Below are 17,710 nucleotides of genomic sequence, written 5' to 3' on the forward strand. Positions count from 1 at the left end.
CATTGGACGCTTGGCATAGGCGTGACGCCCTTCGGCTGACCCTGGGGTTAGCGGAATACCAACAGCTGCTACCGATTCGCGCCCCGGGGTGGCGCTATATTGGGGCTTCACTCGAGATGTAAGAAGTACAAGTACAGCGCGGAAAAGCGCGCACCTAGCACACGAGGGAGTATTGTGACCCAATCCATTCCGACGATGACGTCGCGGGCGTTCGCGACGGCGCTTGCCCTGAGGCCGAACTTGGTGAGTTGGTTCCTGGGCGCTGGCGCCTCGGCCGCCTCGAACATCCCGACTGGCTACGCCATGATCCGGGACTTCAAAACCAAGATTTTCTGTGCCCAAAACGACATACCGCGCCGCGAAATCGACGCCGGCGACCAAGTTTGGGTCGATCGGATGAATGACTTCTTCCGGCGAACGTCCATGCTGCCGCCCGATGGCCATCCGAACGAATACGCGGCGGCCTTCGAGATGGTCTACCCGCAGGAACGCCATCGCCGCCAGTACATCGAAGATGCGGTTAAGAACGGCGTTCCCTGCTTTGGCCACAAGGTGCTCTCCGCATTGATGGCGGCCGGCAAGGTGAACTGCGTGTTCACCACCAACTTCGACACGCTGATCGAGGACACCGCGCTGTCCGCCAACGGGTTGCTGCAGGTCGTGGACCAGAAGCGCCCTACCGTTGCGGCAATCGACTCGGGTGAGCGCGCCATGCTCTGTCTGAAAGAGTCGAGCTGGCCGCTGGTGGCCAAGCTCCACGGTGACTACCGTTCCATGCGGATCAAGAACACCGGGTCCGAACTTGAAACGCAGGACGAAACCATGCGGCACGTCCTGGTTGAGGCAAGCCAGCGCTTTGGGATGGTGTTCGTTGGCTACAGCGGCCGCGACGAGTCCGTCATGGAGGCGCTGACGTCGGTTTTGAAGGAGAAAACGCCGTTCCCGAACGGGCTGTATTGGGTCACCAGTTCGGCCTCCAAGCTGCTACCCGCAGTCACCGAGTTCTTGACCATCGCCCATCATGCCGGCGTGGATGTCGCGGTGGTCGAGTGCTCGACTTTTGACGAGGTGGCGGCGGACCTGATAAAGGAGATAGACCTTCCAGCGCCGCTCTTCAACATGGTCACCCAAGGGCGACCTACGCCCCGCCTTGTGCCGGTGGAGCTTCCTTCGAACACGACCCGGCAGTACCCGATGCTTCGGTTCTCGGCGCTGCTCATCGAATCGATGCCGCGGGTGGCGCGCAGGGTGACATTGGCCCAGCCGCTGACGACGCCGATGGCTCGTGGGCTTCTGAGGGAACAGCACTGCAAGGCGGTTGTCGCATCCTACGGCCGCGAACTGGCCGTGTTTGGCAGAGACGAGGAGGTAATGGCGGCTCTCGTATCGGTCGGGGGGCAGCTCGCCGGCACGGTGGACCTGAACCCGAAGCAGGACAGCTGGGCGCTGGGCCTACTGTATGACGCACTGACGAAGGCGTTGTCGCGGCACAGGCCGCTGATCCCACGGTACAAGCGCTCGGGTCATTCGCTTCTGGTTGCCGGGCCGAGGGAAGGCGAGGACCAGGAATGGGCTCGCAAACGCGCTCAGGACCTCGCGCGGCTCCGCGCTGCATACGAGGCCAACCTGACCGGCCAGGTGCAGAAGCTCGGCTTCCCGTTCCACGAGGGTGTCTACTTGAAGCTGGAACAGATCGAGGACCGCTGGTGGTGCGGTTTTGAGCCGTACACCTTCGTGGACGTGCCCCGAGAACAACTGGACCAGGCGCCTACCGGGGAGGCAGCGAGTGTTCAGGAGGCCCTGGGGGTGCAGTACGGGCGCCGTGGAGGCGACCCGGCAGGTGACTGGCGCCGGGAGCACTGGGCGACCAAGTACAACAAGCATTGGGCCGCCATCATCGACGCCTGGGCCGCGATGCTGACCTCGACCAGAGACGGCACGGTGCGCGCATTTGGAATAGATGACCAGGCGGGCGTCGACGCCTCGTTCACGATTTCCACGCAGACCGGGTGGAGCCGACCTGGCCATCACCACACCTACTTCGAAAGGACCAAGTGATGGCGTCGTCGAAACTGCCTCCTTTCGAACTGCTCGAGGAGCCGCTGCTGGCATTCTCGCCTTCAGACCCTAAGCAGACGTCGGTGCATCCGCTGCGCGGCCTGCTGTCTCATGGCCCGTTTTCGAAAGGGTCCTTCGGCGGCTACACGTCCTCCATCCGCATCGCTACGATCGGCCCAATTAGCGCCTTCAAGCGCCGCGGCGTTCTGATGGCCTCGCTGCGCGACCAGCACCGGCCGCAGGACAAATCCGAATATGTGCCGCTGTATCCGGGCTTCGAGGCCTTGTATCGCGTGAAGCTCGAATCGGCAGTTGCGGCGGCGCATGTGCGGTGGCCAGACCGCGTGAATGACCTTCCCGGGGACGGCGACATCCACCAGCGTCTGTTCCATGCAATGGAGGGGGCTTTGCGGCGCCTAGACACCATGCGCGGCGAGTTCGACGTGGTGCTAGTGCATTTCCCCGATGCGTGGGAGGCCGCGACTCGCGGCAAGCACTTCGACGCCCATGACACCTTGAAGGCGCTCGGGGCCAAGTACAACATTCCTACGCAGGTATTGAACGACCGCGTGTTCACGTTCGGTCATGCTGCGTCGCTCGCCTGGCGGCTCTCGACAGCGCTCTACGTGAAGGCCGCGGGAACACCCTGGAAGCTTGCCCCGCTGAAAGGCGTGCCCGATGGGACGGCATACATCGGCCTTGCGTACGCGCTGCGCGGTGATGCCAGAAACGCCCATTACGTGACGTGCTGTTCGCAGGTGTTCGACATGGACGGCGGCGGTATGCAGTTTGTGGCGTTCGAAGCCCGTGATCCGGTCGAGGATGTCGCAGAGGCGAAGCACAACCCGTTCCTCAGCCGCGATGACATGCGCGCGGTCCTGGCTCGAAGCCTAGAGCTCTATCAAAGTCGCAATGGCGGCGTGCTGCCCAAGCGCCTAGTAATCCACAAGACCACGGCGTTCAAGCAGGAGGAACTCGACGGCGCGTTCGACGCGCTGAGCGGTGTACCCGAGATTGAATGCATTGAGGTGGGTGCGGCGACGTGCTGGCGGGGCGTCTGGCTCATTGAGTCGGGGCGCGAAAACCCGCCCTACAAGCCTGCGATGTACCCAGTGCCGCGGGGCACTACCGTGATCCGTTCGGGCAACTCAGTCCTGGTGTGGGTGGCTGGCAATGCGCCTGAGGCCTCGACGAAAGGCGATTACTACCAGGGTGGCAAGAGCATTCCAAAGCCACTGCAACTCATCCGGCATGCGGGAAAGGGGTCGCTGGAGCTCATCGCCCATGAGGCGCTGGCGCTGACCAAGATGGACTGGAACAACGACGCGCTATACGACCCGGTGCCCGTCAGCATTAGATACTCGCAGCGTCTTGCTCGCACTATCGCGAACGTGCCGGACCTACCGAAAAGCGTCTATCCGTACCGGCTGTTCATGTAGTCGTCCAAGGGCGAGCGACCGGTGACACTAAGCGAAGGAGCCCACCAGGCTTTCCTCTGAGGAGGCGGCTGGACGACATGCGCCTGCGCGGCTTTCCCATCGAAAGTACCGAGAGGCCAAGCCGTTCTCCGCGATTCGTGAACTCGCCCTGGTAGCCGATGTGGAAGCCCTCTGCCATCGAATAATCTAGTGAGCTCTGACAAGAGCTCAGCCGCGACTTAGATACAAACTGGCTTTGCAGATCATCTCGAGGTCATCAGAATATCGTTGATACCTTGCCCTACGATCAGGGACCCAATGAAAGTTCGCGCGACCTCCACGTCCCTCAATTCAAGCCTGTCGGTTGTGCCAGCACTCGATCCGCTCGAGTTTGCCCGTGGCGCGCTTTGCGCGGCGACCTTCGTGGCTGCAGACGCCGCGCGCGAAACGCACGTTGCGAAGCTTCACAGCTTGTTCGAGCGAGCCGGCTTGGCGCCGTCAATGGAGGTCGCCCTCGGAACCATGCAGTTCCTGCGTGAGGCCGAGCCATTGGGCGGCGGATATTGGGCCGCTGCTCCCGTCCGCGCTGTTGAGCTCGCGCCCGATTGTCATCTCTTGGTCGGGCCCCAACCCACATCGGAGTTGCAGCGGCACTTTGCCGGCCTGCGGCGGGCCGGGGCGGGACGCGTGATGAATCGTGCCAGCACTGCGGCGTTGCCCAGGCAATCGCAGGCGGCTTGGCGGGGAAGCGACGGAAGCGATGCACGCGCGTGGACGCAGTCAGCCATCAATTCGGCAATGAAGCAACTTGCGCCGTCGGTTGTCGCTGACAACTTGCAGGTTTTCGCTGTCCGGCAGGCTAGCGGAAGGCGTCGCGAGCCGGTCTGGGTTTCGGCGGAGAACAGTCCTCCGTGCGAATGGCGCGGCGTCGGCCTTTTCCGCGCACGAACTGGCGCGACGCGCTATCGCTATTTCCTGGGGAAGCACGAGGCGGGCACGGAGTTTCTGGAGGGACCCACGGTCCTCGACGCGGCCCGGGTTCAATTCGGACTCGCCGCTCTGCAGAGCCAGCCGTTGACGACCACCATTACAGCTATCTCGGGCACGACTTCGATTTCCTTGCCGGTGGCTCCGCCCCGATCCGTGAGACGCCTGCTCGTCGCGCTCTGCGAAGCAGATCCAAGATCGTTCGGGCGCGTCTGGACATGTTGTGTCCCGACCTATGTGCCGGTACTACTAGAAGCCCTACAAGAACTCAGTTGCGAGACAAAACACCATGAGTGACCCCAAAACTTACTCTGCCCGCGCTGTCTTTGATGGGATGAAGGGGACATTGCATCGCTATTTGGAAGCGCAGTATCACATCTGGAATGAAAGTCTGATTGAAGGACGAAAACGGCTCCTGGAGGCCGAGGGCGTCACATTTCAGGAGCCTCGTATTGAGGCGACACCCTTCTACGTCGCGGGGAACACATACGCCGAGATGCAGATTCCTGCGACAGCCAAGGCCGTGCTCGCGCTTGCTGCCGGTCACGCCGGAACCGGAATTCCCGAGCGGCCCTACAAACACCAAGCGGACGCACTTGAATCGTTCCTTGGCCGTGGTGAAGAGATCATCGTCGCCACCGGCACCGGCTCCGGCAAGACCGAGTGTTTCCTCATGCCCATCCTCGGATCGCTCGCCGTCGAGTCCTCCGAGCGGCCGGATTCGTGGCTGAAGCCCGGCTGCCGGGCGCTGCTGCTCTATCCGATGAATGCGCTGGTCAACGATCAGCTTTCGCGGCTGCGGCGTCTAATGGGCCAGCAAGACGTTGCTGAACACATTCGCGGCAGGCGGCCCGGCCGCGCAACGTTCGGGATGTACACGAGCCGGACCCCGTATCCCGGAGTGACAAGCAGGGCGCGCGATCAATCGCGCCTGCGGCCATTGGTACAGCATGCTTATATCGACCTTCCCCTGGAGGCCAGGGAGCGGCTCGACCGGGAAGGCAAGTGGCCGGTCAAGGATCTTGATGCCTTCGTGGCCTCCTCCTTCGCTACAGGCGCCAACGACTCGGAAATGCTGTCGCGCGGCGAGATGCAGGTCCGTTGCCCCGACCTACTCGTCACCAACTACTCGATGTTGGAGTACATGCTGCTGCGGCCGATCGAGCGGAGCATGTTTGATCAAACGGCGGCGTGGCTGGCTGCCGACCAATCGAACTATTTCACCGTCGTGCTCGACGAGGCTCACATGTATCGCGGCTCGGGGGGCGCCGAAGTTGCATACCTCCTTCGGAGGCTGCATGCGCGCCTTGGTGTCGGTCGGGACCGGGTGCGGTACATCCTGACCAGCGCAAGCCTTGGCAAGTCTGCCGAGGCGATCACACGGATGAAGTCTTTCGCCGCCGATCTGAGCGGTCTTAAGGCCGGTCAGCGCGAGTTCACACTCATCCGGGGCGAGCAACTGACGAAGTCAGGGGAAAGACCGGCCACGCGAGAAGAAGCGGCCGCTTTGGCACGGTTCGACATCGGGGCGATGCACGATTCCGCGATCAATCCGAGCAAGGCGATAGAGGGGTTCGGCGCGCTGCTAGTTGCACTGGGTCAAGAAGCCGAGAAGGCACGCGGGGGCAATCAGGCTTCACTTCAACAGGCCGTTTATCAATGGCTCCAGTCGTTTGGCCCGGCAGCACTCGTTGCGAACTTGGTGACGGCACATCCGCAGAAGCTGCGGGCCGTCGCAACCTTGGCGTTCCCGGGAGCGCTCGATGCCGAGGGGGCGATAGAAGCAACGCTGGCCCTCATGTCGTTCGCGAAAGAGCGAGATAGTGGACGCGTGTTCGCCCCAGTGCGCGCCCACTTGTTTTTCCGCGGGATCGCGGGCATCTATGCCTGCGCCGATGCGCGCTGCAGTGCAAGGGATTTTTCGGTTTCTTCGGGGCGGCTCGGAAAGCTCTATTCGGAGCCGATGCTCCGATGCGAGTGCGGCGCTCGCGTGTACGAGGTACTGACGCATCGCGATTGCGGAGCGGCATTCATTCGAGGATACGTTCAGGACCAGTTCGGAATGTTCCTCTGGCACCAGCCCTCCAGCGGCCTATGGGGAGCGGGCGGGCTGATGGAGGCGCATTTCCTGGTTGAGGTTGACCGCCGCGCAGCCGGTACAACGGGGCGGATGGAAGGCTCTCACATGTGGCTACACACGACCACTGGGAGACTCGTTCAGGCACCGCCTGCCGAGGCGGAACTTGACCAATACCTTGCGCTCGTCCGGCCAGATGGTCCCGTGCCGATTTCTGGACAGCAGGCGCTGTCCTTCAACCGCGAGTGTCCTGTGTGCACGCGCCGTTGGCGGGCCGGCTCGACCAAGATCATGGATCTGGCCACGAAGGGTGAAGCACCGTTCGCACAGTTGGTCCGCACGCAGGTCGAACTACAGCCAACTACGCAGCGGAAAACCGATAGCTCCCCCAATGGCGGCCGCAAATCGCTGCTCTTCTCCGACGGACGGCAAAAGGCAGCACGGCTGGCGCGAGACATCCCGCGCGAAATTGAGAACGATGTGTTCCGGCAGTTGCTGCTCCTCGCCTCCAGGGAACTGCGCGGACTCGGGCGCGAAGCCACGCTCGGCGATCACGTATATGTTGCCCTCCTGCATGTGCTTGCCAAGAACGCTTTATTGTTGTTCGACGGCGCCGACCGCGAGCGGTTGCAGCGAGATGTGCTTGATCATCGTCGCCACTATCTGGGCGAGCTTCGCGATGCGCTCGAAGAGTCACCCCCGGCCAAACCGCCGCGATTCTCCTCGCTCCTTCTGCGACATCTGGGGTCGCCGTTTTACTCACTGAATGCGCTGACGCTGGCGCATATCATTCCCATCAGTCGGGTACGTCGGCAGATCCTCGCGGAGCTGCCGGGCATCGACGAGGCGCGCTTGCGTGCCGTGTGGACGGCATGGATTCAAAGCTTTGCAAGCGACTTCGCAGTGGATGCGGACCTGCCCCAAGGCGTCAGATCACAGGCCGCAGGCTATCCTATCGGCGGAGGCCTGGACCGGAACGGCGGCTTCTCGGCGAGACAGCAGGCGTTCTTGCGTGCCCGCTTGCCGGACCTTGACCTGATCTTCGATACGCTGACTGCAGCCCTTTGCCAGGCTCATCCGGGGCGTCCCGGCTTCTTCGTCGTCCCGGGTCGACTCGCCCTCGAACTCGCGTCGGAACAGCACGATTGGTATCAATGCGGGCGATGCGCCACTGTATCGCCGGTCGAGTGGTGGGGACACTGTCCCAACTGTCTAGCTGACGGAGTGACCGCCGTTCGCCCCGGGGCGACCCAGTATTTGCGCGCCCGCAAGGCGTTCTTCCGAGATCCTGTTAACGACATCCTGGAGGGAAAGGCGAGCCCATTTAACCTATCGGTGGAGGAACATACTGCTCAACTCTCTTACCGGGACGTCGACGATTCCACGACAACGATCGAGGAATTCGAGCGCCGCTTCCGGGACATTCTGGTCGAGCGCAGCGACACGTCAATTGATGTGCTCAGCAGCACGACAACGATGGAGGTCGGCATCGACATCGGTTCCCTGGTCGCGGTGGGGCTGCGCAACGTGCCGCCGCTGCGACAAAATTACCAACAGCGCGCCGGACGCGCTGGGCGAAGGGGCTCGGCCGTATCGACTGTCGTCACCTATGCTCAGAACAGTCCTCACGACAACCACTATTTCGGAAATCCCGAGCCGATCATCTCCGGTGAGCCGACTCTGCCTGGTGTCGATATCGCGAATCCCAAAATCGTTGAGCGACACATCCGCGCCCAACTCATTCAAGCGTACTTTCACTCGCAGCCGTTGAACTCGGCGAGCGGAGACGTCTTTTCGGTACTGGGTGAGACGATGGATTTCTATGGCGGCACAGGCCCGTTCAGCCTGCCTGCGTTTGCCGAGTGGCTCTCAGGCTCTCAGTCAGCACAAGCTTGCTACACCGCCATGGGTCGGTGGGTGCCCGCATCGTTCAGCAAGTCGCCTGTGGATGTAGCGAGCGAATTCATCGCAGGGCTGCAGAAAGTGCGGCCGAAAGATGTCCATGAGCTGGACCCGGCAGACGAGAAGCTCATTGAGTTCCTCTTTGCCAAGGGCTTCCTGCCGTCCTATGCCTTTCCACGCGACCTGTGCGCACTGCAAATCGAATGGCTGGAGAGACGCGGAAACTTCACGCAGCCGAAGATCCTTCAGCGCCCTCAACAAGGGCTGAATGTCGCGCTGTCTGAGTACGCACCCGGCCGCCTTGTCGTTGTCGACAAGAAGACCTACCGTGTTGGAACGGTCGCCGCCAACGGCTCGACCGCCGTCGTCGATCGGGCCGAGCGGCTGTTCGGCGAGCGCCGCTACTACGTTCATTGCCCGGAATGCGAGTACACCTCCGGCTTCAGCATCACGACTCCGGCAAATGAGCAATGCCCGCTTTGCCGCACAGCCGTGCTGCAGGCTGCATCGGTCATCGAACCGCAGGTCGTCTTTCCCGAAGGGCGCGGGGAAGTCGATGAGTTCGACGATGAGCAGACCTACACGAATGCCACAAGCGCACAACTGTCCGTGCCGGCTGGAAGCCCTGCGTTTGACCTGCGGAAGCTGGGCGTTCACTGCGAAATAGGGTTCGCACGCGATCAGCCGCTTGTGATGGTCAATAAGGGAGAAGAAGATGCTGGCCAGTATCCCGGCTTCCTAATTTGCAATCGTTGCGGGAAAGCGGCATCCGATCCGCAGCGCGTCGGCCCGCACGAGCGCGACTACTACCTTTCGACGCGAGGGACGGGACGTTGCACGGGCCAGTTCGAACAGGTGTACCTCGGCTATGGCTTCGCATCCGATGTGCTCATCGTGCGGTTCCCTTTGTCGAGGCCGCTCCGTTTCGACCCAATACGAGCGACCGAACGAGAGCCCATTTCAAGCGCGCTGCAATCGGTCGCCGAGGCCTTCGTGCTTGGCATAAGCCAGGAACTGGACATTGACATCCGCGAAATCAACGCAGGCTTCCGGTTCGCACGCGTGCGTGAAGAGCATTTCGCCGACATCTTCGTGTATGACACACTGTCCGGCGGCGCCGGCTATGCGACCCAGGCAGGGGAAATCTTTGAGGCGGTTATGAAAAGAGCTGAGGCGCTGCTGAGCCGATGCACGTGCTCGACCTCCTGCGACAAGTGCCTGCGTCACTATGGGAATCGTTTCCATCACTCGATACTGGATCGGCGCCTGGCGCTTGACCTGCTGCGCTACGCGCGCGACGGATTCGTACCGGCAGTGCCATCACATGACGAGCAGCGGGCCACACTGCGGCCGCTGAAGGACATGATGCTGCTCGCAGGCTGGTCTGAAGATCCTTCCCGTGCTGCTCCCTATGCGCTCACGCATCAGGGTCGAAGCGCGCTGCTCTTCTCGTTTCCGTCGCTGGTCCACCCGGCTCACTACGGCTTCGCGCCGGGAACACGGCGCTTTGCGTTTTCGGCGTTTGAACTCGGGCGTGACCTGCCTGGCGCCTATGGAGAGATCGCGTGAAAACAGGCGTAGTCATAGCGCTGCCGGGTGACGAGGCTCGGCTCAAACGGAAGGTACGTGCTCATTTCAAGCGGCTCGGGTTTTTGAAGGCCGCCGACGGTACGCTGATACCGCCCAACCTCGACAAGCAGAGCTACCGCGATATGCATGCGCATCAGCGGGACTCTCGCCTTGGAGACAATCGCGCATGGATCGTCGAGCGATCTACGCGCCTGAGCCAGCACTTCGCGTCTGGGGCTGAACTTGATGTCGAACGCATCCGTCCACGCATTGAAGTCGTTCGCTCCGGCACATGGCAAGGCGATCTCTTTCGATTCGCAAGCTACTACTGGAGGATACCGATCTCCGAAGGCTACGGCCGTCGATTGAGATTCCTGGTTTGGGATGAGCATCATCAGAAACTCATCGGTCTGTTCGCGTTGGGGGACGCCGTATTCAACCTGCGAGCTCGGGATGAATTCATCGGCTGGGACCATCATCGTCGAGTGGATGCGATGGTGAACCTCATGGACGCCTACGCGCTTGGAGCTGTGCCGCCGTACAACATGTTGCTCGGCGGCAAGCTGGTCGCGTCACTCATTCGTAGCCAGGATGTCGTTGACACCTTTCAAGCGAAGTACCACGACTCCGTTGGCGTGATCTCGGGGCAAACCAAGCACGCCAAGCTCGTCGCGGTCACAACGACTTCAGCACTCGGGCGCTCGTCCTTGTACAACCGCCTGAAAATCGAGCGTCAGCCGATTTTCAGCCCGATCGGCTCGACCTCGGGCTGGGGTCATTTCCACATTTCCGACGAACTGTTCGATGACTTGCGAGAACATCTCCGGTCGGTCGGCCATCCCTACGCCGACTCGCACGGCTACGGGCAAGGACCTAACTATCGGCTTCGGCTAATACGCAAGGCGCTCGGTCTGCTGGGTCTTGACCCCGACATGGCAAAGCATGGCCTCGTGCGAGAGGTGTTCTTCTGCTCGCTCGCAAGCAACGCCCTCCAGTTTCTCCGGGGAGACCACAAGCGCGCCAGGTACGATCGCTTACCGACGGTAGCGCAGATGGGAGAGGCCGCTAAGGCGCGCTGGGTCATTCCACGAGCAGAGCGAATGCCTGAGTTCCGGGCCTGGCGCAGTGAGCAGTTTCTTCGGGAGCTTGACGGCACCGATGTGCATCTCAAGCGCAAGCGCAGCGAACAGGTCGGATAGTGGACTGGGCACGCGATCATCTGGGCAATGATGTGCCGGCCTGGCGGGGCGGCATGTCGGGGTTCGGTTTGACGTGCCCATCCTGTGGCGAGCCCGTCCGTCGGCGCGCAGGCGGAGAACGCCGGCCGCACTTTGCGCACTACAGTCATCGCGCCAAGCCCGGCTGCGACAACTACTTTCCTACCCAAGGCAGTGCCGTGCTGACGGGATTGGGGACGGGCATCCGGGTGCCGCCGAGCCCATGGAAGAGGGAGTCGTTGAGCTGTGGACTGTTCCTGGCCGCTGAGGCGGGACGGACATCGCGGACGCTATGGCTGCGAATCCCGCCCATGAATCTTGGGACAACCGCCGTGGGGCGAGTGGAAGTCCAGTCGGGCCTCGGGCACCGCACCTACCAGCTTACCGATCTCTCCGCTGCGCGCCTCGTACCTATGGTCCCGCAGGTCCCATTGGCGACCATCGCCGGGTTTGGAGATCTCCTGCCGCTTGCTGCCGAGCTCGCGGGACAGGTCGGCGCATTTGCCGCGGATCGCAATCTCTTTTATGCCGACGAGAAGGGTGGACGCTTCATCTTCAGCGACGAACAGTTGGAGTGGGGAGCACGGTATCGCCTGCTCTCGCTTCTTGAAATTGCTCCGTCGCTGGAGCTCGGTTTAGTTCTAAGTTGGAAGCCGGAAGGAAAATTCGGCGACTGGCACAGTTACGAACTTGCGCTGCCCTCGACCTTCATTGGATCGAAGCCAGACTTACCCAGAGGGATTGCCGAGTTCTTGGGGCATCGCATTCGCAGCCCGCGACCGCGGCTCTATGTGGTTGACCCCCTGCCACACCACGTCGAAATCGGTGGGGCATATGTGTACCCCGTGCCACCTGAGTCACTGCTCCTTCGCAGAAGCGGAAGCGGTGAAATTTCCGTGACGGCATCAACCGGTACGGTGGCAACAGACATCAGCAGGCACGGGGAGGAATGGGTCCGAGCGGAGGGGCTGTGGGCGGACGCATGTGAATACACCATCGCGATCGACGGGAGGGAGCAGGTGATCTTCCGGGTTGAGCCCTGCGAGTTGTTTTGTCCCGCCGGCGTCAGTGTTGTTAGCGGCGATCTCTCGTGGGACCTTTGTGCCGATGCGCCGCTTGACGCACAAACACTTGCTGCACGCGCTGTCAACGTCGACTGCGGGAGTGCTCGGATCGCGGCACATCTCGCGCGCTTGAACAACGGTTGGATTCTTGAAGAGACACGGCTTTCGTTACCAGGCGGATCAGCAAAACATCTGTACGCGGGAAGCTTTGGGGAATTTCGTGGCATGGTGCCCGCTTCGCTGCAAACATCCGAAGAGAACGTCGTCGCTAAGCCTGCGGCACATCAAACGCGTCCAATCAGCGTAAATCGCTGGATCGAGCAATTGGTAATTCGAGACTATGGCGCCGACGGGGCTAGTAACGTCAAACGCTATCTCTCCAACCCCAGCTCAGAAAACTTGTATCGGCTCGGGCCCATCATAAAGAGTCGCCTGATACCTTACATCCGGGCGGCCAAACATCAACAGCGCAATCGGACGGAGGGAGACGAAGAGCTATGACCTATCTGGGGATAGATAGAAGACGATTCGCGCAGTTGCTCGAATGGGGCGCCGATGACGACGAGCTTCGGCGCTTTTTCGCGGAGACTCGGCTACAACTGGTTCAGAAGGGTGCCAAAGTACAGAATCCTCCGCATGGCAAGCCTGCACGTATTCGAATGCTGGCTCAGGGAATGCCTGAAGCGACAGATCGAGTTGTCCAAAAGTGGTTTAGCGAAAATCTGAAGATGCTCGATCCGAAGCCAGTCGAGAAGTTACTGGAGGATTTAAGGCTGTACGAAGAGGCGGGAGAGAGCCCACCGGAGGACGAGGCGAAACGGCTCGCTCGCTCGTGCCTCGTGCACCTTTTTTCAAGTACTCAGCCTGCGGATCTCATGTCGTTCCTCCGCCCTGCGCAAGCAGGAGCAGCGGCCGAACCGACTGAAGTGAAGGAAGCGTCGACTCCATCGACGAGCGTGCAAAGTTCCGATGCCCTCTCGGAGGCCCTTGGCCGGACGATCGTAGCCCTCGCCGAAGGACGAGATCCGGATGAGTTCTTATCGTCTTTGCCCCCACCGACGGCGGCATTCGTAGCCGGTGTTCAGGCGGTGCGCAGTGACCGTTACGAAGATGCCCGGGTAGCGATGGAGGCGCTTGATCATCAGCAAGCTGCGCGAGCTTTGCTCGCCGAATACATTACCCGGAGAACCTCCGCGCGCTCCAGCGGAGCGACGCGCGGTCTGCAGATGCTGAACTTCACTCGTCCCGACGATGCCTTCAGCTTCGATTTTGATCGAGATGAGGTTCTCGCCGTCTGCACACGAGACTTTCCGGAGACGAAGGTTTTCTTGCATCCGTCCGCCATTCGAGCGGCAGATGGATCCTGGCTTGACCTGTCAAACAACGCATATCGCGAAAAGCTCTTCTATTCGTCAGGCGACCTGATAGCCTTCCCTGGGGTACGAGACATCCCGCGGCAGCCCAAGCGCGGCGAAATTGGCATCTGGCGGGTTGCCGAAAACAAGGGCTCCAACACAGGGCATCGCACGAATTTCCACATCGCGTCTGAAAAAACCTTGGTCTACGAAGTCCGCGATGTACCTTTCGACTCGTCCAACCACGATGCGGTTCGGGAGTACATAAAGCACGCGTTCGGGGAACGCGGAACGGTCGTCATGCCATTGCTATTCCTGCTGCGAGATCAACTGATCATCGGTTGTCCCCCGGGCAAGGACTTGGCTCGGGACGAGGGATTCGACGCCGGCCTACCTTGCTGGCGCACGCTATCGGCATTTCGTTTCGAAGGGCGAGCCTTTGTTCCGGGGCCGCTGCCGCCATCTGAGTTGTATGAGTGCGAAGCGCTTGCGTCGAGTCTGCGCAAGCTATTTGCGGGCGAATACTGGGATACCGACAAGCCCACAAGAGCGCTGACAAGAAAGCTACAGGACCTGATCGCATCCGGCAGTCCAAAGCTCGGTTCCGAGCGCGCAGCACGATTGCGCGCGGAACTCGCCACTATCGAAGAGCACGAGGGGGCAATGTCTGTTTTGCTGGACGAGGTGATGCGCGATCCGCGGATCGGCGCACAGGTCGAGGAGCTGGTGGAAGCGAAGGTGGATGTGCTCGTTGCACAGAAGGAGCAGCTCCGCAAAAGCGTTCAGCAACTGGAACAGAAGCAGTCTGAACTGTTGGAACTTCGGCGGCAGGCGGAAAAGGAGCAAAAGGCAATTGCTCCCGCGATCGCAAAGACGATTCGTGGCGCTTTTGATAGGGCACGGGCTGATGCGGTGGGCACGCTCGGGGAAGTAGCTGTATTTAAGACACTGATAGATGAACTAATCGAACGGCCGGCTCCATCACCGGTGGCCGAAGTTGCCTCATCGAGGCTAAGCCCCACAGACCGCCGATGCGCAGCATCAATCGTTCGTCCATCGATTGGTGGGCATGGACCGATAACAGAGACGCTACGAGCTTTTGGGGTAATGCCGAAAGCGGCGCGCGCGATTGAAGCAGTGGGAGTGATGGCGCGCGAATGCGGGCTCATGCTAATTGTCGATGGTCTTGCGGGAAGAATAGCCGCTGAGGCGTGGGTTGGCGAGGGAGAGCAGCCCGGTACGGTGCTCGAATGTGGCTTCGGTGAGACCGATGACTACACCGTTCGAGCTGCTCTTGGCGGAGCTCCAACAGCTTTAGCAATTTTGGATGCGAATCTTTCGCCGTTCGATGTCTATGCGAGGACGCTGGTCGACTCAGTGTTGCGCCGTTTGGCCGGACTCCAAGATCAAAGCTTTCCGACCAGGGTAGTGGTATCAATGGCAGACGCTACGGTAGCGCTGCCTCTCCCAGCAGTGGTGGAGTCGATATCGTTGCGGGTATACCTTGACCGCATTCCCCAGTTTATTCAAGAGAGCGAAGCCGAAGTGTGGTTCGACGAGGTTGATGACGCGAAAGAGCCGGCCGAATGGTTTGCCAGACTCTGGAAGCCCGCGAGATCCCGTGTTCTTAGCTACTTGAGGACATTGCCTGTCGAAGAGGCGGCAATCATCTTGGCGGCACTTCAAGTCGCCCACTCGCCGAGTGGGAATTGACTCCACTCAGAAGCGGACATGCAAGTCTGGACGTTGTTAGGAACTCGTTCGCTCTGCACCACTTGACAAGGCAGCTGTCATCGACATACGTCGATAAAAGGCATTGCTTGCCAGCCCACCGGTGGCATGACCGTCCGCTCTGTGCACACTAGCTGTCAGACAATCGATAGGGCTTGACCGTCCGTAATCGGTCGATTGTGTTGAAAAAACTCGAGTGGCCGTTGCTGAACTTCGCAAGGTGCCCTCACTCTGCCGCCCTATGCCCTGCTCAACGTATCGAAGGCATTCCGTTCGAATGGAGAAAGCCCCCTGATATAGCGATGCACGGTGCTCTCCGAACGATGCCCCGTCTGCCGTTGAATGGCCCAAGTCGGAACGCCGGCTTTGGCGGCGGCGGTGACCAACCCCGACCGGAGGCTGTGCGCGGAGAAGCCGCTCGGATCAAGACCGCAATCATGCATACGCCGCCGTAGCACTCCTCCGACCGCTGCTCCACTCAACCCACCTCCTAACTGTCCATGCCGATTCACTCCGCAAAACAAGGGCAGCGAAGCCGCCTCTCCCGCAGCCGCCCCTTGTCGCAACTGAATCCAAGCCTTTAACAGCTTGACCGGGCACATGCGCCCCGACCCCGGCGGCAGCGCCACCACCCTTCCCTTGCCCTGCTGATCTGTCTTCGAGCGCACCAGCGTCACCGTCACGCCTTGTGCATCGAACACCAAGTTCTCAACCTTGAGCCTCGCTAGCTCCGATCTGCGAAACCCTCCCGCAAACCCCACCACCAGCAAGGCCCGATCCCTCAGGTCTCGCACCAGATCCAAGTGCCTCTGCGGCTTGGCGAGGAGCCGCAGCATCTCTATGCTGATTGGCTTGGCCTGCACTTGCGCCGATCCGTGGATTCGTCGGATCCCCCGCATCGTGGTCTGCACCAGTTCTGACCGCGTGGGCGACGGCTTGCCCAGCATCGTGTGTGCACTGGCAATTGCAGCCAAACGCCGGTTCAACGTGCTCGCCTTGACCTTGCCAGCGAAGGCCGCCAGGTACCGCGCCACCATCGCGGGCGTGGCGGGCACCCGGCCGCCCCAGTTCCGGAAGTGCCTGAGGTCCCCGGCATAGGCCCGCCGCGTGCTATCGGCCACGGCACTGACAACATAGTGATTGAACTTGGCATTGGCCTTCCCAGGCTTGCGCGTGACGGACGCGCCCCTTGACGAATCGATGCGAACCTTCTTCATGGTGTTGCTCGCTTTGAGTTGATGTTTTTGGTTCTTGAGAATGAGCAACGCCCGCGTCAACGGGCGTTGTCTAGAGATACCATGGGGATGCCCATGGCTGATGCACGGGGTCTGACCTACTGGAGGCGCGTGTGCGCTCGCGGCGTGCTCACCACCACCGTCAGATACGCCGTCAGGTCCGTCGTGACTGGCCGGCTGCGCAGCCGGATCGTCAAGTGCATTGCCCCGGCCCCCAGCGCCCCGCCCAAGCTAAGCCCCAAGCCCCGCACCACCCGCACGCTGAGTTGGTACTCCGAAGGCACCCACAGCACTAAGACCGCACCCAGTGCCTGTTCCAGCCAAACGCCTCGCTGCTGGAGCTCCGCCAGAACCTCCACCATCGCCGCGTCCAGCTGCGCGGGCTCGTCCAGCGGCTGCGTGAAGAGTTCCAACTGCACTTGGCCGAAGTCCAGAGTCTCAACGACATCCGAGTGATCCCAGGCTGCCTCCAGGACCGACAGGCCCTCCAGCACCGAACGCTGCAGCGCCACGTAGAACCATTGCAAGGGTGCGAACTCGGCGGGATCGCTTGGGCTCGCAATATCGACGCGCGCATCGATCGACTCGCAGAGGATGCCGAGCATCGACTCGCTCTCCGGCGGTGGATGATTGTGGGCTTCGAGCACGATGCCAATGACATGGGCATCCTGGCCCCACATGTGCCAGACCAGCAGCATGGCCGCTTCGATCTCGGCGGGTGTGACGTCAAAGCCAAAGGCCATGCACAGGATGCGCGTGTCTTTGAGATTCACCTGCTCGACCAGGGCGTCGACCTCGCCCTTGTCGATCTCAATACAGACTGGCGCCTGCTTCAGAAGGTCCGCCAGTGGCGTGTGCGGGGGCGCATCGATACGGGTGTGAAGCTGATGAACAAAGTGCCGGCCCGAGGCACCGATGCCAATCATGCGAACAGCCGTGCTCGGCCCGCTGTCGGCGGGCGTGTGAAGAACATTCATATGGATTACCTGTGGCGCCACGTGTGAACACGCGCGGCGGGGAAAAAGAAAGGAGAAGAAACAGCAAAGGCGCCGGACCGGCCTGATGGCCAGCACGGCGCCTTCGCAAAGGGCTGTGGT

The 17,710-nt window shown here is 61.1% G+C and carries 9 protein-coding genes; 7 read left to right on the forward strand and 2 right to left on the reverse strand.

The genetic code is table 11. The annotated features are described in order from the left end of the window. Positions 1 to 174 precede the first annotated feature (174 nt). The 7 genes from M2282_RS03395 (at position 175) to M2282_RS03425 (ending at position 15,360) form a co-directional block, all read left to right on the forward strand. On the forward strand, positions 175 to 2,058 hold the full coding sequence (locus M2282_RS03395) for an SIR2 family protein (RefSeq protein WP_280807369.1): 1,884 nt from the start codon (positions 175 to 177) through the stop codon (positions 2,056 to 2,058). Continuing rightward, on the forward strand, positions 2,058 to 3,497 hold the full coding sequence (locus M2282_RS03400; RefSeq protein WP_280807370.1) for an argonaute/piwi family protein: 1,440 nt from the start codon (positions 2,058 to 2,060) through the stop codon (positions 3,495 to 3,497). Before M2282_RS03395 ends, M2282_RS03400 begins: the two co-directional genes overlap by 1 nt. Before the next feature lie 297 nt (positions 3,498 to 3,794). Beyond that, positions 3,795 to 4,760, forward strand: coding sequence for a hypothetical protein (locus M2282_RS03405; RefSeq protein ID WP_280807371.1), 966 nt, complete (start codon positions 3,795 to 3,797; stop codon positions 4,758 to 4,760). Beyond that, positions 4,753 to 10,011, forward strand: a complete 5,259-nt coding sequence (locus tag M2282_RS03410) for a DEAD/DEAH box helicase (protein WP_280807372.1) — start codon at positions 4,753 to 4,755, stop codon at positions 10,009 to 10,011. The genes M2282_RS03405 and M2282_RS03410 overlap by 8 nt, the downstream gene beginning before the upstream one ends. Next, complete coding sequence (locus tag M2282_RS03415) at positions 10,008 to 11,210, forward strand: Druantia anti-phage system protein DruA (protein WP_280807373.1); 1,203 nt, start codon at positions 10,008 to 10,010, stop codon at positions 11,208 to 11,210. Before M2282_RS03410 ends, M2282_RS03415 begins: the two co-directional genes overlap by 4 nt. 329 nt (positions 11,211 to 11,539) lie before the next feature. Next, on the forward strand, positions 11,540 to 12,793 hold the full coding sequence (locus M2282_RS03420) for a hypothetical protein (RefSeq protein ID WP_280807374.1): 1,254 nt from the start codon (positions 11,540 to 11,542) through the stop codon (positions 12,791 to 12,793). Next, positions 12,790 to 15,360, forward strand: a complete 2,571-nt coding sequence (locus M2282_RS03425) for a hypothetical protein (protein ID WP_280807375.1) — start codon at positions 12,790 to 12,792, stop codon at positions 15,358 to 15,360. Before M2282_RS03420 ends, M2282_RS03425 begins: the two co-directional genes overlap by 4 nt. A 257-nt stretch (positions 15,361 to 15,617) precedes the next feature. Here the strand turns inward: M2282_RS03425 and M2282_RS03430 are convergent, their stop codons facing one another. Beyond that, a complete protein-coding gene (locus M2282_RS03430) occupies positions 15,618 to 16,643 on the reverse strand; it encodes a site-specific integrase (RefSeq protein ID WP_280807376.1) in 1,026 nt (341 codons plus the stop codon). A 68-nt stretch (positions 16,644 to 16,711) separates the two neighbouring features. Beyond that, positions 16,712 to 17,590: a hypothetical protein gene (locus M2282_RS03435; RefSeq protein WP_280807377.1), complete on the reverse strand. Its 879-nt coding sequence runs from the start codon at positions 17,588 to 17,590 to the stop codon at positions 16,712 to 16,714. Positions 17,591 to 17,710 lie beyond the last annotated feature (120 nt).

This window comes from Variovorax boronicumulans (assembly GCF_029892485.1).
Lineage (GTDB): Bacteria > Pseudomonadota > Gammaproteobacteria > Burkholderiales > Burkholderiaceae_C > Variovorax > Variovorax boronicumulans_B.

Bases quoted from the DNA above. Each gene is read 5' to 3' on its own strand.
- M2282_RS03400 (WP_280807370.1), top strand. From the start codon at position 2,058: ATGGCGTCGTCGAAACTGCCTCCTTTCGAACTGCTCGAGGAGCCGCTG.
- M2282_RS03405 (WP_280807371.1), top strand. From the start codon at position 3,795: ATGAAAGTTCGCGCGACCTCCACGTCCCTCAATTCAAGCCTGTCGGTT.
- M2282_RS03410 (WP_280807372.1), top strand. From the start codon at position 4,753: ATGAGTGACCCCAAAACTTACTCTGCCCGCGCTGTCTTTGATGGGATG.
- M2282_RS03420 (WP_280807374.1), top strand. From the start codon at position 11,540: ATGAATCTTGGGACAACCGCCGTGGGGCGAGTGGAAGTCCAGTCGGGC.
- M2282_RS03425 (WP_280807375.1), top strand. From the start codon at position 12,790: ATGACCTATCTGGGGATAGATAGAAGACGATTCGCGCAGTTGCTCGAA.
- M2282_RS03435 (WP_280807377.1), bottom strand. From the start codon at position 17,590: ATGAATGTTCTTCACACGCCCGCCGACAGCGGGCCGAGCACGGCTGTT.